Origin of the sequence: Gillisia xinjiangensis (assembly GCF_046298265.1) — a bacterium.
Classification (GTDB): domain Bacteria; phylum Bacteroidota; class Bacteroidia; order Flavobacteriales; family Flavobacteriaceae; genus Gillisia; species Gillisia xinjiangensis.
In genome coordinates, this window is record NZ_JBKAHK010000007.1 from 131,935 (window position 1) to 153,774 (window position 21,840).

General features: G+C 37.8%; 17 protein-coding genes. 9 read left to right on the forward strand and 8 right to left on the reverse strand.

From position 1 onward, the window contains the following. Positions 1-149: 149 nt before the first annotated feature. The gene (locus tag ACKGJN_RS13080) at positions 150-1,697 is read right to left on the reverse strand and encodes an SDR family NAD(P)-dependent oxidoreductase (RefSeq protein WP_409539991.1); all 1,548 of its coding nucleotides are present in this window, start codon (positions 1,695-1,697) and stop codon (positions 150-152) included. 180 nt (positions 1,698-1,877) lie between these two features. On the opposite strand from ACKGJN_RS13080, the gene rlmF reads away from it, so the two are divergent. Both rlmF and ACKGJN_RS13090 read left to right on the forward strand, forming a co-directional pair. Next, positions 1,878-2,732 carry a 23S rRNA (adenine(1618)-N(6))-methyltransferase RlmF gene (gene rlmF, locus ACKGJN_RS13085; RefSeq protein WP_409539992.1) on the forward strand — a complete coding sequence of 285 codons (855 nt, stop codon included), beginning with the start codon at positions 1,878-1,880 and terminating at the stop codon, positions 2,730-2,732. Positions 2,733-3,105: 373 nt separating this feature from the next. Continuing rightward, on the forward strand, positions 3,106-3,585 hold the full coding sequence (locus ACKGJN_RS13090) for a ferritin-like domain-containing protein (RefSeq protein WP_409539993.1): 480 nt from the start codon (positions 3,106-3,108) through the stop codon (positions 3,583-3,585). A gap of 63 nt (positions 3,586-3,648) precedes the next feature. Here the strand turns inward: ACKGJN_RS13090 and ACKGJN_RS13095 are convergent, their stop codons facing one another. Further along, positions 3,649-4,107, reverse strand: a complete 459-nt coding sequence (locus ACKGJN_RS13095; protein ID WP_409539994.1) for a universal stress protein — start codon at positions 4,105-4,107, stop codon at positions 3,649-3,651. Positions 4,108-4,243: 136 nt separating this feature from the next. Continuing rightward, positions 4,244-4,909, reverse strand: coding sequence for a hypothetical protein (locus ACKGJN_RS13100; RefSeq protein WP_409539995.1), 666 nt, complete (start codon positions 4,907-4,909; stop codon positions 4,244-4,246). 173 nt (positions 4,910-5,082) lie between these two features. On the opposite strand from ACKGJN_RS13100, the gene upp reads away from it, so the two are divergent. After that, positions 5,083-5,739: a uracil phosphoribosyltransferase gene (gene upp, locus ACKGJN_RS13105; protein ID WP_409539996.1), complete on the forward strand. Its 657-nt coding sequence runs from the start codon at positions 5,083-5,085 to the stop codon at positions 5,737-5,739. Here upp and tamL read toward each other — a convergent pair. Beyond that, on the reverse strand, positions 5,736-8,006 hold the full coding sequence (tamL, locus tag ACKGJN_RS13110; RefSeq protein ID WP_409539997.1) for a translocation and assembly module lipoprotein TamL: 2,271 nt from the start codon (positions 8,004-8,006) through the stop codon (positions 5,736-5,738). The two genes, upp and tamL, sit on opposite strands and share 4 nt — an antisense overlap. A gap of 1 nt (position 8,007) precedes the next feature. Further along, positions 8,008-12,993: a translocation/assembly module TamB domain-containing protein gene (locus ACKGJN_RS13115; RefSeq protein ID WP_409539998.1), complete on the reverse strand. Its 4,986-nt coding sequence runs from the start codon at positions 12,991-12,993 to the stop codon at positions 8,008-8,010. 542 nt (positions 12,994-13,535) lie between these two features. On the opposite strand from ACKGJN_RS13115, the gene ACKGJN_RS13120 reads away from it, so the two are divergent. Then, positions 13,536-14,375: an OmpA family protein gene (locus tag ACKGJN_RS13120; protein ID WP_409539999.1), complete on the forward strand. Its 840-nt coding sequence runs from the start codon at positions 13,536-13,538 to the stop codon at positions 14,373-14,375. A gap of 197 nt (positions 14,376-14,572) precedes the next feature. Beyond that, positions 14,573-14,920, forward strand: a complete 348-nt coding sequence (locus ACKGJN_RS13125) for a hypothetical protein (protein ID WP_409540000.1) — start codon at positions 14,573-14,575, stop codon at positions 14,918-14,920. 44 nt (positions 14,921-14,964) lie between these two features. Here ACKGJN_RS13125 and ACKGJN_RS13130 read toward each other — a convergent pair whose 3' ends face one another. The 3 genes from ACKGJN_RS13130 to gndA form a co-directional block, all read right to left on the reverse strand. After that, on the reverse strand, positions 14,965-15,384 hold the full coding sequence (locus tag ACKGJN_RS13130; protein ID WP_409540001.1) for a DoxX family protein: 420 nt from the start codon (positions 15,382-15,384) through the stop codon (positions 14,965-14,967). 134 nt (positions 15,385-15,518) lie between these two features. Continuing rightward, complete coding sequence (locus ACKGJN_RS13135) at positions 15,519-16,865, reverse strand: GntP family permease (RefSeq protein WP_409540002.1); 1,347 nt, start codon at positions 16,863-16,865, stop codon at positions 15,519-15,521. After that, entirely contained in the window at positions 16,865-18,772 is a 1,908-nt protein-coding gene (gene gndA / locus ACKGJN_RS13140; RefSeq protein ID WP_409540003.1) for an NADP-dependent phosphogluconate dehydrogenase, read from the reverse strand. The genes ACKGJN_RS13135 and gndA overlap by 1 nt, the downstream gene beginning before the upstream one ends. 293 nt (positions 18,773-19,065) lie before the next feature. On the opposite strand from gndA, the gene ACKGJN_RS13145 reads away from it, so the two are divergent. From ACKGJN_RS13145 to ACKGJN_RS13160, 4 genes are all read left to right on the forward strand, one after another. Continuing rightward, positions 19,066-19,569 carry a DUF4402 domain-containing protein gene (locus ACKGJN_RS13145; RefSeq protein WP_409540004.1) on the forward strand — a complete coding sequence of 168 codons (504 nt, stop codon included), beginning with the start codon at positions 19,066-19,068 and terminating at the stop codon, positions 19,567-19,569. Between the two features lie 212 nt (positions 19,570-19,781). Then, complete coding sequence (locus ACKGJN_RS13150; RefSeq protein ID WP_409540005.1) at positions 19,782-20,300, forward strand: DUF4402 domain-containing protein; 519 nt, start codon at positions 19,782-19,784, stop codon at positions 20,298-20,300. 97 nt (positions 20,301-20,397) lie between these two features. Next, a complete protein-coding gene (locus ACKGJN_RS13155; protein ID WP_409540006.1) occupies positions 20,398-20,898 on the forward strand; it encodes a DUF4402 domain-containing protein in 501 nt (166 codons plus the stop codon). Between the two features lie 94 nt (positions 20,899-20,992). After that, positions 20,993-21,817 carry a fimbrial biogenesis chaperone gene (locus tag ACKGJN_RS13160; RefSeq protein WP_409540007.1) on the forward strand — a complete coding sequence of 275 codons (825 nt, stop codon included), beginning with the start codon at positions 20,993-20,995 and terminating at the stop codon, positions 21,815-21,817. The last annotated feature ends 23 nt before the right edge of the window (positions 21,818-21,840 follow it).

Consider the following 21,840-nt stretch of genomic DNA (forward strand, 5'->3'; position numbering starts at 1 on the left):
GAAAAAATTTATTTTGAGGTTTCTTTTAATCCCTCATTGAGGGTTTAATTCCCAGAGGCCTGCCCGAATCATTCAGGCGGGCTAGCCTCGAATTTTTAAAAGTATTTTTCACTTCATGCCTCGTATCTTGCATCGAGGTTTTTGATTGCTTACCAATCTATAGGCATATAATCTTTCAAAAATTTTCCGCTCCAGTGTTTTCCTGTATTGATACCATCTATTAAAGGATCCATTACCCTGGCTGCGCCATCCACAATGTCGAGCGGTGGCTGAAAATCGTGAACTTCCACCTTTTTCCTTGATAATTCAGCCGGATCTTCATCGGTTACCCATCCGGTATCCACGGCATTCATAAAAATTCCTTCTTTGGCCAAACCGGACGCGGAAGTATGAGTCATCATATTGAGAGCAGCCTTCGCCATATTGGTATGAGGATGCCTGTCTTCCTTCTTGAACCGCTGGAATTTCCCTTCCATGGCCGAAACATTGATGATATGCTTTTTGCCTGTATTTTCCTTTTTCATCAATGCTGAAAGTCGGTTACACAAAACAAAAGGCGCAACGGCATTTACAAGTTGCACTTCCACCATTTCAGTGGTCTCTATCTCCCCTAATTTCAATCTCCAGCTATTTGTTTTCCTAAGATCTACCTGTTGAAGATCGGCATCCAGTTGTCCTTCCGGAAAAACCTCTTTTACCGACAGTGAATTATCAAAACTATAAGGGATTTGAGAAAGTTCTGCAGAAGCCCTTAATCCTATTCCAGGTTCCGGACCGTGCCAGGTTACAGGCAAATTTTGATTATTTCCAGGGCCATCGGCAAGTCCTTTCAATTCCTGGAGACAGTAAATATGATTTTCAAGCAAATCCTGAGCCTGAAGAGGAAGCTCCGATACAGGCATGGTTTCCTTAACCATTAAATGCTGATAAAATCCTGCAGGACGCCTTACGGTTTGTGCAGCATTATTGATCAAAATATCAAGCCTGTCATATTTTTGTTCGATATAATTACAGAATATTTCCACACTGGGAATATGTCTTAAATCCAGTCCGTGAATTTTTAGTCTATGGCCCCAATCCTGAAAATCATCTTCTTTAGAAAATCTAAGGGCAGAATCTGCCGGGAATCGTGTAGTGGCCACAACTGTTGCTCCAGATCTTAGCAACATCAGGGTGATGTGATATCCTATTTTCAATCTTGAACCTGTAACGACTGCTACCTGCCCGGTAAGATCGGCTGTTTGGAAACGCTTCGCGTAATTGAAATCCCCACATTCAGAACACATGGTATCATAAAAATGGTGGAGTTTTGTATAAACAGCTTTACACACATAACAATTTCTGGGTGATTTCAATTCCAGATCGCGGTCCGGATTACTACCCGGAGCTAAAAGTTTAGGAGCCGAAAAAACAGTTGCTTCCCGGGCACTCCTAATTCCTGTTTCCTTTCGTGCGTGTTTGTCCCGCTCGATCATTTTTCGCTTTGCGGCTTTTTTGGCATCTTTTCTACGTCGGGAAAACTCATCCTTATTTGGCCTGGTGAGCAATCCTGCAGCCAACATAAGAGCGATGCGTTGTTCCTCGGGTAAGTCAAACAATTGATTGGTATCTCCCACCAACTGTTCCAATACAGAAATACATGTATCGATTTCTTTCTGGCTTAGGGCTTTGGCTGCATCTTCATTTCCGGAGTTCATATTACTTAATTTCAGTCGGCAAATATAAGTTTAAAATCCAATTTTTCCACCCGAATGGAATGGAGTTCCTTTTTGAAAAAAACAAGGTTAACTGACAGGTTTCTGACTTGATTTGATTTTTTCTGTTTTTCAAATACATGTTACCTTTACCAAACAGAAATTCATATAAAACAATACAGTTTGCATCCGAAAAACGTACACAATCAGGAATATGATATGGAAGCTTTAACCGTTTCTTATCCGGAATTGTCCAGTTATATTTTTCAGAATGATTTTCGGAAAACCACCATAGATTTTTCAAATCCTGAAGCGGTTTTACATCTGAACAAGGCACTCCTTAAACATCATTATCAGGTTGCCAACTGGAATATTCCGGAGGATTATTTATGTGCTCCAATTCCCGGAAGGGCAGATTATATTCACTATCTGGCCGATTTTCTTGCCGAAGAAGGAATCGATAACAAAAGCATAAAAGGACTTGATATTGGGGTTGGAGCGAATTGTATTTATCCCATTTTGGGAGCCAGGATTTATAACTGGAAAATGACCGGGTGCGATATTAGTTTAACTTCGGTAAAGGCAGCCAAAGCAAATGTTAATGCTAATTTCGGTTTGAATAATTTCATTGAAATCATACATCAGCCCGATCCTGGCCATATCTTTAAAGGAATTGTTACTCCAGGAACCTATTTTGATTTCAGTATGTGTAATCCTCCTTTTCACGCTTCGGCAGAAGAGGCAAAAAAGGCGAGTCTTAAAAAATTAAAAAATCTGGGAATTTCCGGAACAGCTCTTAATTTTGGAGGGCAAGCCAATGAATTGTGGTGCAATGGCGGGGAAGCATTATTTATAAAAAGAATGATACGGGAAAGCATTGCATTTAAAACACAAATAGGATGGTTTACCTGCCTTGTATCGAAAAAGGAAAACCTGCCTAAGATCTATAAACAACTTACCAAATTAAAGGCTTTTCATAAAACCATTGAAATGGCTCAGGGCAATAAAAAAAGCAGAATAATTGCGTGGAAATTTTGATAAAAGAGTGATAGTTCCCAGATGTCCAAACGTGATATTCGGGTGAGATTTCATAGATATTATCGATTTTTCTTCTTTTCATCTGTTTATTTTATTGTTTTTTATCGGTCCTGTTTAACATCCATAATACTCATCCACCTGTATATCGACTTGCCGTTATGGATGTTTCATATAACTCTACCAAATAATTGATTCCTAAAAATTTAATATAAAAGACTTCAAAAAATCTTACTTTAGCTTAGGTTTATTTTAAATTTTCACTATATAATCTTAGTGTTTTTGTTAAACCATTAAAAAAGCTGATTTTAATCAGTTTTTTTAAATATTTTAAATTTTAAATTTACAAACGGAAATACCAAAAAATCGTATTATTATGGAAACCACAAGAGAATCTGCTAAGCAAGAAAGTCATAATCAACTTGTAAATAATTTACAGGAATTGCTTGAAAAAAATTATGATGCTGAAAAGGGATATAAAAAAGCGCTGGTAGAAACCAAAGATGGAAATTTAAAACGCTTTTTAAAAAAACAAGTCGTTCAAAGAAATCATTTTGCTATAGAGCTTGATAAAATAATCCGTTCATTAAATGAACGCCCTAGGGAAAAAGGGAGTACAGCAGGGGATTTGCACAGAACCTGGATGAATATAAAAACCAAGCTTAGTGCAAATAAAGATGAGGCACTTTTAGAAGAATGTATCCGTGGTGAAAAGGCCAGTAAAAAAGAATATGAAGAGAAGTTAAAAAAATATAAATTTCCTCCTTCTATTTCTGAAACATTAAAAAGACAGTTAAGTGAGATCAGCACTACTGTAGAAACAATTAAAAAGTTGGAAGATCTTGAAGAAGAATAGATTTTCATAATACATTGAAAGAAGTCCTGAGGAAGCACATCCTCGGGACTTTTATTTTTTGCTTTACTTCTCTCTTATTGGGATAATATATAAAGGTATTTTAGAAGATTTTAAAATTTCGGAGGTTACATCTCCAATAAAAATTTTCTCCAAAGTACTGCGGCTGTGAGTTCCTAAAACCAGAATATCCGCCTTCCATTCCGAAGCATAATTTAATATTGTATCGGAAGTGTCTCCTTGCCCTATATAAGTTGACATTTCGGGATCCTTAAGATGCTCTTTTGTTTTTTCCATAAAATCCTCTGCCACTTTGTGCAATTCATCGGCCATAGTAAGGTCCATATCCATGTTGTATCCTGTGTATCCCATAAATGAAGGATATTCCATTCCGTAATATTTAACTTCGGTCATCACGTGCATTATACAAACCTGGGCCTGCATATCTTTAGCCAGTTTATAACCGGCCTCTGCTATTTTTTCTGAGCTTGGACTATAATCTATAGCAATTAGTACTTTTTTCATAATTGAAAATGATTTAATTGTTAAAAGGATTTATTGAAAGTTAACATTTAAAAAAGTTATAGTCCCTTAACAACTTGTTATAATTTCTTCAATATTGAAGAAGGGTTTTCCTGAATGAAAAAATTGAAAAAAAGAATTACTCTTTTACTATAATCATACTTGCTTTGGAACCTGTTAACAGGTTCCAACGATTGGAATTGATAATTTCCCCCATTTCATTAATTACAGAAAATGCCGCTGTATTTGGGCCGCTGGATCCCTGATTAAGTGCTTTAAATTCAATGGTATTAAAACCTTTTTCAAGGTTCACAAGAATAGGGGTCCAATTGCTTCCCAGGGTAATGCTGTTATGAATAACCACTCCATTTACCCGTACCTGGATTTTATCTCCATCCACATATTGATCGTCCCGGCAATAAAGCTCGACAAATTTTCCTTTGGTTTTAAAATCACCCAAATATTGATCTTCTCCAAAACCAGCTTTCGGTTTTTCGTCTTCGGCCCATTTGTTTTCAATAAAATCACCCGCGCTAAGAAGGTCACTTTTAGTTCTCATTTCTATGGGTTTGGGTTTTGTAGGATCATCTTTCAACTTATAATCCGGCCTTGGGGCTTCACGCATTAAGATGGATGGTAATCCACCGGAATTGCTTTTAGGCCCATCAAAAACAGGCTTATTTGAGCTTGCCGGAAGTTCTGTTTGGGCATAGGAAACTATGGAAAAAGATATAAGAAAGAATGCTGAAAGCACGGTTTTCATATGTAGATTTTTATTGATCTGGCTATCGGGAATAATTCGCATGTTTTAAATTATTTTCATTTTTCATTATACAATAACTCAGCCAAAAATATGGAATTTTAAATACATCCATTTCTATTTTTCTGCTTTGGGTTTTTTTAGAAAATGAATTTCATATTATTGGTTATTATTGGTTCCAATTTTTAAATTTCTGATTAAATTTATAAAAAATAAATATGCAAGTTTTTAATCTTGAGGAAAAAAATTCGGTTTTAAATAAATTTATTGCGGAGATCCGGGATATAAAAATGCAGTCGGATAAAATGAGGTTTCGAAGGAATATTGAACGAATAGGCGAAATACTGGGATATGAACTTAGTAAAACCTTGAATTATAAGGAAACCATCATCACTTCACCCCTTGGAACATCTAAGGTTTCGGTACCAGATGAAGAACTGGTTATCTGTTCGATTTTGCGTGCAGGCCTGCCGCTTCACAACGGCTTATTGAATTACTTTGACAATGCAGAAAATTCTTTTATTTCTGCATATCGGCATCATACCTCTGAAACTGAATTTGAAATTAAGGTGGAATACCTGGCTTCTCCTTCCCTGGAAGGAAAAACCCTCATTCTGGCAGATCCTATGTTGGCAACGGGACTTTCTTTTATCAATGTTTTTAATTCCTTAAAACCTATGGGAACTCCTAAAAATATTCATTTGGTTTCTGTAATAGGTTCGCAGCAAGGCATTGATAATTTACAGAAGGAACTTCCGGATCACGTAAAATTATGGATAGCTACGGTGGATAATGAACTCGATGAACACGGATATATTGTTCCGGGTCTCGGGGATGCCGGAGATCTTTCTTTCGGAACAAAGCTTCAGTATTAGAAAGGATATCCAATAGCAAAATTAAATACCGGTTTTCCAAAATCAAAATTCCATCGTTCCCCTTCCGGTAGATATGGAGTTCTAAACGGAGCAGCCAGATCAAACCGGATTACAAAGTTTTGAATATCCACACGCAATCCTACCCCTCCACCAATTCCAAGTTCGTTAATGAAGTTGGAACTGAACTTTCCACCAGGAAGGGAATTATTTGTATTCCAAACATTTCCTGCATCCACGAAAGCAGCACCCTTCAGAAACGAAATTATGGGAAACCTGTATTCCACATTGGTTTCAATCCTGATGTTTCCAGATTGATCAAAAAAACCGGCATCTCCAGATTGGGCCGGATCATACGTTCCCGGACCCAATGATCGAATACGGAATGCCCTGACACTATAAGGACCTCCGGAAAAATACTGTTTGCTGAATGGCATTACGTTAGAATTTCCATAAGGAATTCCATATCCTGCAAAAAATCGGGTAGCGATCTTTTGTTCTTTCCCAAAATTAAAATGATATCTGAAATCGCCATCTGCTTTGGCATACTGCGCATATTCCAATCCTAAAAAGGTTTGTGGACCTTCAGCTGCATTTCCGCTGATAAGATCTATACCATTTCCGGCAATATCCAACGTTGAATTCAGAAAAAACTGATGTTTTTTATATTGGTCTACCATCCCATTATAGGTGAAAGAATAAGTAAGACCCGCGATAAATTGTTGATTGAAACTATTTCTTAAAAACGGATTTTCATCAAGAATAGTTTCAAATTCAGGTGTTGTATTGGTTAACCTGACATAATTAACCGAAATTGGATTTAATTCGTGTGTAACATATCGGTTTGCGCTCCAAAAATATCCAAATCGGGAAGAAACAGACCCCAGACTGAATAATTCACTTCGGTTTAAATAATCCCCTTCCAGACTGATCCTCGTTTTGGGAATCGAATATTTAAACCAGTTTTCATCAAAGGAAATTGGAAACAGCAATCGCGGAAAGATAAGATCGGCACCCAAACCAAGCTGAATACTGCTAAGCCCTTTCCGGTCTCCCCCTGCAATCTGCACTTCATAACCGAATTTAGCAGAAATATTCAAGGTTTCACCACCATGAAAAAGATTCCTGTTGGATAAAGTAACCGCAAGATTAGGACCTGCAAAATTATTTGATTTTGTAATGGCCTGAAGTTCTGCCCGGATTGCCCGTTTATTTAAAGGCGAAAGAAATATGTTGGCTTCCAGTATACCAAGGCTATCGGTTGCTAAAGTGTCAATTTCATCATAGCGTATGTTTACAAATTTATAGACTCCAATCGATGCCAGACGCCTGCTGGTATTCCGGGAATCAGAAGGGCTGTAGAATGCTCCTTCATCAATAAGAATATAAGGATCGAGACGTTTCGGTTTAAAGAATTCCTGTGCTTGTATAAAACTTTTCCCTTCGTAGCGAACCGTATCTTGCCTTATAGTATCATGCCCAATCACATAATTGGGATAAATGTTCACTTTTGAAATTTTATAGGGGATGATAGATTTTACAGGAACTTCCTTTTTTAACCTTAAAAACAAATCAAACCGCTTATTGCTGTATTGATTGGTATCTGCTTCAAAGATCAAAAATCCGGAATTGAAATTATAGTATCCTGTTTCTTTCAATTTTCTATCCAATCGTTCCCTTTCAAATTTTAACAAAGGCAGGTCAAACCGCATTCCTTTTTCAATTGGGGTATCCGGAAGGTGTTTTGTAATTTCCCTATAGATAAGAAGGGAATCAGAATCCAGTTTATAATTTTCAAGTCTGTAAGGCTCTGTCAAACCAACTTTATAGTTTACCCTGGCTGTTTTTTTAGGTTCATTTTCCCGAATAGAAGAAGTTGCAGTACTATAGAAAAAACCCCTGTTTTCAAGCCTGTTTATAAGCAGATCCTGTGTTAAAATAGGATCCACATTTGAAAGATAAACGGGCTCCTGCCCTATTTTATCGTTCAGGAATTTATTTATAAATCCAGGTTTTTCTTTTTGTGCCTTATAATGGAAGTAAAGCCCCGGGTACATACCCAAAAGTTTTCTGTTTGGCTCAGGTTGTATTACGGCTTCCAGCTGCGTGAGTAATTGGTCAAATTCCTTAATATCTGAAACCGTATCTACTTCAAGATCAGCGCCCCTGTAAAGAAGTTCCCCCTCCGGAATAAATCGTTTTATACTGCAGGACTGCAGTACAAGAAAACTTATCAATCCAATTAGGTATATATGTAATTTTCTTAGCATATTAATCTTCTGTATTTTCAGGTACTTCCTTTAGAAAATTTTTCCACAATTCTTTATATTCATTAAACTCTCTGGTAAAAATAAACGCTATTCCGCTAATGATGATCTGGCCGTCTATAACATTTTCGAATTGATTTTTTCTGAAACCTTTTAAACGGAAAATTCCATCTTCGGTAAGCAGGTATTCAATACTCACATTTCCTATTATTGGGCTCTCTTCTCCCTGAACCTGGCTGCTGCCCTGAATATCCACATCGCTTCCTACCCGTACTATTAAGCGGTCATCTAAAAGCTTTTTTTGAGCAGTGATCTCCACCTGGGTTCTTTCCTGAGGACTTTCTCCCTGATAATCGGTAAAACTGTCTACTCCAAAATCCAGTTCTACTCCGGTATCACCCAATAATTTTTCTGAAAAAATGTTTAACTGATCGGAAAGCGCCTGGTTTAAATTATCCCTTGCAACGGTTACCGTACCACCGCCGCTGCCATCAGACATAGATTCAGGAAAAAATCTGTTCAGAACCAGAAGGGAAAACACCTGTTTGTTCAGTTCCTGCTCCTGACTATTGAGTTGCTGAATTCTTCCATAAACCTGTCCGCCAATGGCTCCCTGATCATTCTCCGGCATATCAAGGTTGAAGGAAATCTTGGGTTGCATCAATTCTCCATCGACATTTAAATAAACCAGAAAGGGTAATTGTTGTCTAAATCTTCCCCTTACAGAAGCATCGGCTCCTGCGGTTTGTGTTGCCATTAATGCAGAGGCAGATGTCTCCACCTTGTAAATAGCACGTATATCGAGATTGGCATCCAAAGGATCTCCCGCCCAGGTAATCGTGCTTCCTGGTGCGATATTGAAACGCCTTTTTACAAGACCGTACAGGCTCATTTCGTAATGTCCCCCACTCATTTCATACCTGCCGGATAAGGTGGTTCTACCATTGGGGTAAACGTTAAAATTAAGATCTCCCTCCCCTTTTACCTGAAAATTATCTTCGGTTTGCTCATCTAAAATAATGGTGAATACCGCGCCATCGACTATGGAGATCAAAGCACGGATATCTACCCCGGAGATAATTGCGGATTCCTCTTCCGAAGATTTGGTTAATATATCATCCGGATCTTTCCGATTTACAAAAAGAACAACTCCATCCCGTTCCTGAATTGCCAGAGATTCTTCCGGAATAACATAAGTAACATTCGTATTTGAACCCACCGTAATATTAACATCCAGTTTTGGCAAATCAAGATCGCCGGTTAAACGCGCGGTTCCGTCAAAACTTGCTGTTCCATAATAAAGCTCATTATCTTCTGCAGTAGAATTAAGCACATTAAAATTGGTTGCCTTAAACTCAAGATTGAATTTAGGATTTAACAAGGTTTTGGTTAATACTTCCCCATTAACCACAAAGGAATTATTTTTAGTGTCATTTATTTTGAAGTCATCAAAATAAAATCCATCGGTATTTACTTTTAGTATTTCATCTTCAATTTTAAATGGCGCATTAAGAGTAGCAACCGTAAAAGCTGTATTATTAAACTGGAAAACCCCGTCGTAATCAGGTTTTGCAAGAGTGCCGTTTAGTTTCATTTCCCCGGAAATACTTCCGCTTGTGGTATTGATGGCTCCATTTGAGAATCCTTCGATGGCTGCCAATTTTAGCTCATTGAGCTGAAGGTCCATATCTATTTGTGCACCGGTTTCGGAGGCAATATAAGTTCCGGTAAGGTCAAGATCTGCATCGCCTCCTTTTATGGAAAGATCAAAATTGTAATTCTGGCCTCCTTCGGCTACAGCGTCAAGGTATAATACTCCCAGGGGAACTTCCATTACCTTTAAATCCTGGATTTGCAAATCGGCCAGGAGCCCTGTACTGGAAAAAGGTTCCTCAATAATAAAATTCCCGTTCAGGTTTCCCGAGGCAAGGCTTTTTTCCGGATTCAGGTAACTGAAAATAGCCTCAAGGTTAAAGTTTCTAAAGCTGATGCCTATATGTTCTTTTTGAGCTTCAGGCATAGAATTGCTTATTTCTATTTCCTGATTTTCCCGACTCAATCTGAAATCGTTAAATCGAATTGATTTTTCTCCAATTAGAACTTCATTCGACTCCGGGATCTTCCATTCTGAATAATTCAGGATCAGCTCTTCAGGAACCAGGTGAACCCGGAAAATATCATCTTCCTTCGAGATCACCGATGCAATATGAACAAGTTTTTCGTCCTCATAGTAGGAATTGAAATCCAGATTCAAAATTTTATCTTCTATACTTCCTTCAAGAAAGGTCTTTTTAACCGCAAGTGGCCCAGCATCCAAAGCATTAAATCCGAAATTGAAATTAAAATTTTCCTTATCTGAATTCAGGCTGAAGGACAAACTGTCTATTATATTTCCGTTATAATTAATATAAGGGAGTTCCACGTCTGCAACAAGCGTCCTGTTTTTTTCACTGAAATCTACATTGATATCAACCGTATCCAATTCGGTAAGATTAGCGATGAAAACGTCATTAATGATTGGAGACTGATTAATTTGACCGCGCAACTTTAATTCCACCGGATTTTTCACTGTGTCAGTTCGAATTTCATCCGAGAAGTAACTTTCAAAATGACGGTAAATGGCATTGGTGAAATCTTCCGGACTGGCATTGGACCGAAGTTCCAGATCGACCATTTTATTTTTGATATTCAGCGAAGTAGTATCCTTACTTACGAAGGCAGACAGGTCCAAATTTCCCAGTAAATAAGATTGATCATCATAGACCACAACCCCATCGGTAATATTTGATGAAAACTCATAATCTTCGGCATTGCCTTGAAATGTTGCATTTAACTGGAAGGCACCCTTAATGTTTCTTTTGGTTAAACCAAGAGCCTGCAGATTTGCTCCCGTTACATCAAGTTCGGCAGTTATTTTTGGGGATATTGAATCAAGCTCAACAAATGCCTGAAGACTTGCGTTAAGATTTTCATCTTTGTAGGCTGAAGTGATAATGCCGTCTCCATTTTCTATCCCTCCGTTGATCTTCCAGTCTTTAATACTATACTCATTGTAGGTTAAACTGTTTATTGTAGACTCTAAAGTAGCATTTAACACGTTAATATTTGCGCCGGAACCACTCGAACTTAATTCCATATTCAATATACCCAGATTCTCATTTTGTAAAAGTTCTCCAAGATTAAGTTCAATTACATCCACATCTGCCCTATAACTGATGGTTTCGGCATCGGAAAAGTTTCCGTTAACGACAATGGCGCCCTGAGATGTTTCCAGCTTTGCAACAGTATTAATATTTTCCGGACTGCCTTCAAGAGATCCGCGCAAACTTAATTGTGCAGGAACCTTTATTCCCAGACTATCTTCCTCAATAAACCTTATTACATCCAATCTTGTAGACGAAAATTGGAAGGAAGGAAATTTAAACATGAGCTTTTTAGCGTCCATAGGATTTTCTATAGTTCCTGTTGCACTTAAAGAAGTGTTTTGTCCCCATTTAAAATTTGCAGAAGGTATTTCCAGGGAAGTAAGGGATCCATCAATTTCTAAATTTCCAGTAAGCACTTTTTTGCTTAATTCAAGCAGATATTCGTTCTTTTTTAATTCTGGCTGAAAAGGGAACAGGTCTCTTAACCAAAAATTAATTGTATTCAACTCAGCTTTTATTTGAGAATTTTCGGGATAATTTATGAGTTCTTCCACCGAATTATATTCCAAAGCCACAGTGCCTTGTATTTGATTTTCATTTAAGTGAACCTTTAAACCATCCAGATCCAGCGAGTTTTCATCAAGGTTAAGGGCCAGTGCAAACTCTTTTAATACATAACCTGAAGCCTCAGTAAAATTAAGTTTGTTTAAACGTATCCCGAGGGTCTCTTCCACAAAATAGAGATTTTCTGCACTGAAATTAAGGTCCTTGAGTACAATCGCATCAGGATTAAAAATCCCCTTCTCAACCTTGGAACCATTAGAAAAATAGCTGAAATTATTATTTTCCAGCGTTATCGTATTAACATTTGCAGTCCATTCCGGCCATTCAAATTCCTGATTTCCTCCTGAATCTTCTGTCAGCTGAATTTCTTTTTCAATTGTGGTAGTTTCAACCAATACTTCAGAATTATCAAGCAGAATTTCATCAATTTCAATAAGATTATTATTCAGATTTATTTCCGCCGATCCCACTATAAACTCACCCACATCAAGAATACTTAAAATTCCATCTTGTTTGGAAGCGTAATTTACGTTTACATTTTCCAGCTGAATTCTGTCAACAATTAAAAACGGCAAGGGCGCATCTGTATCTTCAGATTCTGGTAAGGGTTTGATTTGATTATAATAAATTGAAGTATTTGCCAATTGAACATTGGAAATATGGAATTTCATATTATCCAAATCGGTTTCTTCCATTTCAAGATTTAGCCTATCCATTTTCAATCGGCTGTCTATTCCGCTGACATCATCTTTAAAGGTAAGATCGAAATTCCTGAAATTAAGCTTCCCTATATTGATGTTTGTGGTTGCTGTGGTATCCTGTGCTGGAGCAGCATTAGGATTGGAAGTAGCATAAGCATCCAAAAGAAACTGATAATTAAATCCACCAACTGAATCTTTCCTTATAATTTTGGCAACAACTCCCTCCCATTCCACGAAATCAACTGAAATTCCATGGCCTCGAACAATTGGTATAACAGGAACATCTGCCTCCAGATATTTGGAGTAAACCAAAGTATCCCCTTGTTTATCTTCAATGTAAAGGCCTTTCAGAAGAATATTGCCATCAAAGCTTATAAAGAGTTTTTCAATTTCAACCCTAGTTCCGGTTTTTTCAGAAACAGAAGAGACTATTTTATCTACAATAATTCCCTGACCCCAGGGACTGCGGACGAAAAGTAAAATAGCAATTAACAGAATGAGCAGACTTAAAAAAAACCAGCCTACTATTCTTAAAATTTTATTTACCTTTTTTTTTTCTTGCTTTTCTTCCTTTTCCAATCCTTTTTACGCTTGAACTTCAAATTTATCGCATTATGCTTATATTATGAAGCTCAAACCTATAATATTAAGTTAATATAAATGTAATAAATGAACCTTTATATTATTCTGCCGTACCTAATCAATGGTGGGAATACAGGAAAGCGGAACTGTTTCTGCCGGTTTCGAAGATTAAGTTTCCCTCCATCCCTCTCGGGCCGGATTTCATACTAATTCTGAATAGGCATAAGGCAAATTGGTACAAGTCAATTGAATAATTATCTTTTAAATGCCAAAATGTGTGGTAATTATATACACTTTGTATTAAAATTTCCACACATTTTACTAAATTCTGGATAGAATACATATAAGGCTGTTTTTTAAAAATATCAACCTAAACCAGTGGTTTTTAGTTAACTCAGGCTTTACTGCAATACATATAAACCGGTTATCCTTAATCCTGAAATTGGTGCAAAGTGTATTGGCATCGTTATGGCAACCACCTAACAGGTCTACATTAAACCAACCATAATTAAACGGGCCATAATTTTAAAAATTATACTATGAAAAGAACTCTTTTAGTAGCAGTATTATCTGTCGCGATGTTAAGCTCTTGTGTTTCCAAGAAAAAATATGTTGAACTTGAAACAGAATTATCCAATACCCAATCCAATTTGCAAAAAACAGCAATGGAAAAGGAAGAAGCTCAACGTAAACTGGATGCCATTGAAGCCCGTGTTTCAGATTATAACGCCAAAATCAATTCATTGCAGGAATCCAACGATAGCAAAATGGAAATGAATGATCTTACTGTAATGTCAAATAACAACAAGGCAAAAATGAGAGAAACCCTTAAAAAGGTAGATCAGGAAGCACTTAGAAATGCCAGAACTCTTGAAGATTCCATCAACCTTGCAGTTTCCTATAATTTGAAACAATCGATTTCTGATGACTCTGAAAGTGATGATGTTAATATCACTATCGATAAAACAGTGGTAATGATCAATGTTTCCGATAAATTATTGTTTAACAGCGGAAGTTACCGAGTGAGCAATAAAGCCTCTAACTTAATGCAGAAATTGGCTGATGTTATCAATTCTGAACCAAGTATGGAAGTGATGATTGAAGGACATACTGATGACAGAACCATTGTTAAAGGATCACATTTACAGGACAATTGGGATTTAAGTGTTAGACGTGCAACTTCTATAGTAAGATTGTTACAGGATAAATACAATGTTGCCCCGGAAAAACTGATCGCAGCAGGAAGAAGCAGTTATTCTCCTTTAGTGGAAAATACTTCAAAAGACAACATGGCTAAGAACAGAAGAACAAGAATTGTTATTATTCCAAATCTTGATAAGTTCTTTGCTCTTTTAGAGAGTGAGCAGTCAGGACAGTAATAATTTAGATAAAACTATTGAAAAGGCAAAGCTGAAAAGTTTTGCCTTTTTTTAGTTTCTATTCTTTTTACAATAGGACAGAGATTTCCAGGAAGTTTTAGCAAAAGAGATCTCCACATTTAACTAGAATTTAACCCGTTATGTAATTGAAAAGCGTACTGTTTTTTTAACTTTAATAGAAATCTAGGAAAGAAATAATGAAAAAGAACGAGCACAAATCTTCAGATAAAGCTAGAAATAAAGAGGATAAAAGAAAAGAAAATCTTTCATATAATCCTGACATAACAGATGAAGATAAGCAGGCCCTGAATGAAAAAGGGCACAGTATGAATATGGGGCAGGATAAAGATTTGGCAAACAGAGAAAGGGAAGTTGATTTTACAGCTAAGGATCTGGATATCCCGGGAAGAAAAGAAAGAGATACTTCCACAGGAAAAGAAATTCCGGATGAAGATAATTTTCAATTCAACCAAAGAGGATCACGGCCTGAAGAACAGAAAAAATTAGAACATCCCAATCCTGACAGGGAAATTCCAAAGGATTAAAAATTTATCCCGGCAATTGCCGGGATTTTTACGTTTATAAGGAATTATTTTTTCTTTGAAAGAAAGTACCAGTCCAAAGAGTATTTTCCGGCACCGGTGAAAAACAATAAAATCCATCCGGTTAAATAAAGCAATGGCAGTTCCTGCCTTCCAAAACCATCCGGAACATGAACTATTAAAGCGACTACGGCCATGGTGCCAATAAGTGGAAGAACAGCCAGTCTTGTTCCAAGACCTAAAATCACTAAAACAGAACAAACAAATTCCGCAAAAACGGCTAAGGTAAAGGTTGTGATTTCTCCTAAACCCAAAGGATCTGCAAAAGCTATTTCCTCACTTCCAAAAAATTTGATGAGTTTAGGAATCCCGTGAGTAAGCATCAATGCAGAAATTGCCAGGCGGAAGATCAATAATCCAAGATCGACATGCTGAAGATTTAAATTTGTAGAGTACGTGTTTTTCATAAATAGCTGGTTTTAATTTTAAAATGGTTCATAAGTTCAAATAAATCAATGTTTTCACCGAATATGATCTATGTTCATTTCAAATTGTTTTATGTCTGAAATTGAAAGATATAAAATTTTAAATGGTTTTCTGTTTATAATATGAACCACATAAGCAAGGACATGAATAATCCCACAAAGGCTATGATGGTGGTCATCATGGTCCAGGACTTGAAGGTTTGCTTTTCGGTTAGTCCTAAATACTGTCCTACCAGCCAGAATCCACTATCGTTTACATGAGATAAAATCGTTGCTCCGGATGCTATCGCGATTACAATAAGTGAAACCTCCTGTACAGAATACATTCCCTGGGCAAGCACAGGAGCTGTGATTCCTGCAGCCGTGATCATTGCCACCGTTGAAGAACCCTGTAAAATACGTACCAAAGCGGCAACAATAAACCCGAATACCAGGGGGTTAAAAAAGCTGTTATTCAAGGCGGCCGCGATCATTTCACCTGCCCCGGTATTGATCAGTATTTGCTTAAAAGCGCCTCCTGCACCGGTAAGCAAAATAATAATTCCTGCAGCCTGAAACGATTTGGTGGCTACTTTTAATAAATACTCCTTCTGCATTCCCCTTCGCACCCCCAAAAAATACCAGGCGATAAGATTGGCTATTATAAGGGCGGTAAATGGATGCCCTACCAATTCGATACTATATAACAATCCTGAAGGGATGTCATAATCCTCAAACAACGGACTTGTTATAAGGGTATTTGTCACGATTAAAAATATAGGGATCAAAATAATAGCTATTATAAGAGCAGGCGACGGTGCCTTTTTTTCATCGTAGCTATCATTTTCCTCAAAAACTTTTGGTTCAACCTGAATCCTTTTTGACAAAAATTTCGCGAAAACCGGTCCGGCAAGGATCGCAGCCGGGAGTCCTGCAAAAAAGCCATAAACTATAACCCAACCAAGATCGGCTCCCAGGATATCAGCAACCGCAATAGGCCCCGGAGTAGGCGGAATAAAAGCATGAGTAATCGCTAAACCGGCGAGCAAAGGAATAGCATATAATAAGAGGGATTTTCCCGTTCGCTTGCTTAGCGCATAGGTAATTGGCACGAGGATTATAAAAGCAACATCAAAAAATACAGGAATGGCAACAACAAAACCAGTGATCATCATTGCCCAGGGCGCATTTTTTTCGCCGGTTTTTTTTAGCATAAACGAAGCCAGCCGCTGAGCCCCTCCGGATTGCTCAAGAATACCACCAAACAAAGCACCAAGCCCCACAACGGTTGCCACAAAGCCCAAAGTGCTGCCCATTCCATCCTTCATAGTATCAAGGATCTCTTTTGCAGGCATTCCTGCCATCATGCCCACCGCAATACAAACGATAAGCAATGCCAGGAAAGCCTGGATTTTCAGTCGGAGAATAAGAAAAAGCAGTAATACAATGCCAAATAATACGGCCAATAGTAATTGTATATCCATTAATTAGCTGGTTTCCAATTGGTATGAAAAAATTCTCCGCGGGGTTTATCGGTTCTCTCATAGGTATGTGCCCCAAAATAATCCCGTTGCGCCTGAATCATATTTGCGGATGTTTGCCCGGAAAAATAGCCAAGCAGGTAATTTGCCGCGGCTGATAAGACCGGAACCGGAATTCCGGAAACTAAAGCTTCGCCTGTAACCTTTGTAAGAGTTTTTCTATTGTTTTTTATATCCGCGACAATTTCAGGATGGGTTAAAATATTTTTGTCGGGTTGTTCCCTGAAAATCACAATCAAATCTTCCATAAAAACCGAACGAATAATACACCCATTGGTCCATATTCTTGCTATTTCAGATAAATTAAGGTCCCAGTCATATTCCCTGGATGCTACAGATAAAAGATCAAATCCAATCGCATGATTTATAATACTGGCTGTTTTATATGCTGAAAATAATTCTGAAAGTTCACTTTCCTGAGTCCTGTTCTCTTTGACAGACGAAACGCCGTAAAGATCCATGGCCTTTTGCCTTTCCTTCTTTTTAGCTGAAATATTTCGCGCCATAACAGCTGCGGTAATGGTATCAAAGGGAACTCCCAGTTCCAGGGCGGCATTGGTAGACCAGCCACCGGTACCTTTTTGTTTGGCAGCATCCAGGATTTTATCGATTAAAAATTCGTCTCCTTCTTTTGTTTCAAGGATATCTGCAGAAATTTCCAGCAGATAGCTTTTCATTTCCAGATTCCATTTTCTGAACAGCACCGCGATCTCTCCTGGTCCCTTCGTCAATGAAAACCGCAGATAATGATACATCTCTGCAATAAGCTGCATTTCTCCATATTCGATACCGTTATGAAGCATTTTCACGAAATGTCCGGCTGCATCAGGACCAACATGAGTGCAACAAGGCTTTCCTTCCGGATCTTTGGCCGCTATCTTTTCAAAAAACCTTCCAACCCTTTTATAAGCTTCCTTAGATCCTCCCGGCATTATGGAAGGCCCTTTTAATGCGCCTTCCTCCCCTCCTGAAACTCCCGTTCCCATAAATAAAAGCCCATTTTCCTTAAGTTCCTGCTCTCTTCTTATGGTATCCTTATAATGGGAATTACCTCCGTCTATAATAAGATCGCCCTTATCCAGTAAAGGAAGCAGATCTTTGATTACAATATCTACAGTTTTCCCGGCATTCACCATCAACAAAATATTTCTGGGTTTCTCCAGGGAGTCAACAAAATCATGCAAGTCTTCAAACCAGGGGAAGTTAAAGTCTTTCTTATTGGCTTCAGCGAAATTTTTAGCGATATCGACTTCAAACCTATCTACATGCCTGTTGTAAACAGAAACCTTAATTCCCCTTGAAGCGAGATTAAGGGCAAGACTTTTTCCCATAACGCCAAGTCCCAAAAGCCCGATTTTAGATTTTGGATGGTCTAACTTGTTCATAATATCTTCGATGATTTTATCTTCAGATTTGTTCACGTCGATATGAAGTCCGTAGCCCGGAATCTCCAAGGCTTCAAACTGGGACTTTAATAAGGAAGGCTTAAAATAATGATCTTTTCGGGCTGAAAGCCTGTTAAGTATAACTTCATATTCCGAATTTAAAAAGATCCAGGTGATAGCCTGCTCAGGATCTCCAAGTAATTTTTTGCGGTATTTTTCTTTTAAGGCAGAACAGGCAAGTACTGCCCCATTTTGGAAATTCCAGTTTTTTATGTTTTTGGCTAAATTTTGGAGCCAGGATTCCCGGTCTTCATCCTGTAATGGGATTCCCTGAGCCATTTTAGCTACATTTTCGGGAGGATGAAAATCATCGGCATCATAGAAAGGAAACTCAAGTTTTTCGGAAAGCAGTTTTCCAATTGTTGTTTTTCCTGCTCCCGATACCCCTGCTATTATAAAAATCATTTTTCTGTTTAATTTTTGCTGATGCCAATATAAGATTATTCTGAAAATTGATTTGTTTTATGAAAATACCAATTTTATAAAATTTTTCCTACAAAATATAAATTGGGAAACAATAAAATATATTAAGTTTAAAAAAAAAGTGTATGATGAATTTAACACTTTAGCTATCCTTATTTAGATCAAATACAAACGTAATCATAAAATTTCGTGCATATCGTCGATTAAAAATGCTTTTCACCGATTTATTAAAAAGTTTGAGTATCTTTAATATTGTTGATATGAATATTTTAAAAATGAGAAATTTAATAGTGATTTTCGGAATTTTAGTGCTAAACGCTTCTCACAGCGTTCAGGCACAAACTTCTGCTACCGCTAATTTCACCGCTTCAGCTACGATCATTCAACCCATAACAATAACCACCACCTCCGATATGAATTTTGCAAATATCGACGCAAAGGACGGCGGTCAGATAATTCTCACACCTGAAAGTACCCGTTTAAGTTCCGGCGGCGTTGTTTTGGCCGGGGAAGAAAATCTTTCAGCAGCCACTTTTACGATTTCCGGACAAACCGGATATACCTACGATATTTCCCTTCCAGATAATACTTATACATTAACAAATGGAATTGAGAGTATGGTGATCAATAATTTCACAAGCAGTTCCAGCAACGGAAACCTGATCGCCGATGAATCTCAAATTATTCGCGTGGGTGCAACAGTTAATGTAAATCCAAATCAAACTCCCGGTTTTTACTCTACGCCAGCGCCTTTAAATGTTACTGTGAATTACAACTAGTACCTCCCTGTTCCTTATATATACGCTCCACTACTTTAAATTTTCACTTTTATTCATATTTCCTATGGGTGTTTTCACCCATTTTGTGCAGTTTAACGAATATCGGGGTTAGTTAACGATTAAGTTTTGAAGGTATTGCTTATTCAACGCATATTTGAATTGTCAATAAAGACAAACCCAAATAAACCTACAAATCTAAATACCTACTTAAAATGAAAAAAATTACTTTTATCTTTTTCGCTCTTATCGCTGGAACTGGTTTTGCACAGTTTACACAAGAATCGGCTGAAGGAACAGCTGATGTAAATGCTCAAATTGTTAGTCCGATTGAAATAACGAATGGCACTGCCTTAAATTTTGGTAGCATTAACGGAACTGCTACCGGTGGTAACGTAAATGTATCTACTACAGGAGCAAGAACATTTGATAATCCTGATATGGTAATTACTACTGCTACGGCTATTACAGCTGCTGCGTTTGAAATTACTGCTGCTTTAGATTATTCATATAGTATTTCAATCCCAGCAACCAGTTTAACTGGAACTGGTGTTGCTATGCCAATTACATTTATTAATAGTTTAGGTTCAACAGATGCTGCTGGATTAACTCAGAATGTTGTGGGTACTGGTACTACTCAAAACTTAAATGTTGGTGGTGTCCTTACCGTAGGAGATGGACAAACTCTAGGCGCATACTCTGGTACTGTAAAAGTAACTGTAGCTTACGAATAAAAGAACATTTATTAATATCTTACAAAAATGCCGCCCTTGTAGCGGCGTTTTTGGTTTTAAGACATCTTTATATTAAGTTTAATTTAATTGGTTTTTAATGAAAAGTGCAATTCCATTGATGTTCCTCTTAGTATCCTTCCAGGGCTTTTCCCAGGCTTCCGCTACTTCCTCTGTTAATGCAAGGGTTAGAGTTGTAGAGCCTATTAAAATCACAAAGTCTGTTGATCTGGATTTCGGGAATGTAATTGGAAGTTTTACCACGGGAACTTTGACTTTGGATCCCGATGGAATCAGGACGGTAAACGGGGTACAAATCTCCAATGCGATACCAGGAGATGTGACCGCGGCAGAGGCAATTGTAACCCATAACAACAACAATTATTCTATCAGCCTGCCGGAATCCTTTACTTTGTACAATTCTGAAAACCCGAACCAGTTTCTTTTAATAAACCAGTTTAGGGTGCAGCCATTGCCAAATGCAGGAGATGAAGGATCAGATATTTTAAAGATAGGTGCTACCTTAAATCTTGAAGCCAACCAATTGCCCGGATTTTACACCAATTCCGCCGGTTTCAACGTTACGGTCTCCTATAACTGAAAAAACGGGAATCTAATCCCGTAATTGCTTATGTTTGCTTATATTTGAGCTTCAGCAACATAAGATTTAACAACATAGATATCTAACCCCAATTATGATATTAAAATTACTTCAATCCACCTCTGTTTTTCTTTTAACTTTCTTTTTGTTCAGCACTACCGGTTTTGCCCAGGGAGATTTGATGATCATGCCAAAAAGGCTGGTTTTTGACGGCTCACAACGCTCGCAGGAGATCAATCTTGCAAATACAGGATCCGATTCGGCCACTTACGCCATTTCCATAGTTCAGTACAAAATGACCGAAAGCGGGAATTTTGAAGAAATCACAGAACCCGAGGAAGGTCAGCGTTTCGCCACCGATTTCCTGCGGTATTATCCGCGACAGGTGGTTTTGGGACCAAATGAAGCTCAAACCGTGAGGCTGCAGCTTACCAGAACCGGGAATCTGGAACAGGGAGAATACCGTTCGCATATTTATTTCAGGGCAGTTGAAAAACAAACCGCGCTGGGAGAAGAAGATCAAAATGAATCCGAAGGAATTTCCATCAATATCAAAACCGTATTCGGGATCAGTATTCCAGTTATTATCCGCGAAGGAGCTTCTACCACCGCTATAGAATTAAGCGGACTGGAACTCAACCGCGATCCGGAAAACCCAGTATTATCAATGGTTATTAACCGCACCGGAAATATGTCGGTTTACGGGGAACTCAGCGTTCAACACATTTCTCCTGAAGGTTTAAAAACCGAAATAGGAAAAGTAAAAGGGCTGGCCGTTTATACCCCCAATACCAAACGGGATTTTGCTTTCAAACTTCAAAACCCCGAAATGGTTGACCTGATCAAAGGAAAATTAAACATCACCTATAAAACCGAAGAAGGAAAAGTATTGGGAGAATCTCAATTCAACCTGGATTAAATTGTGAGAATGGTAAAATACTA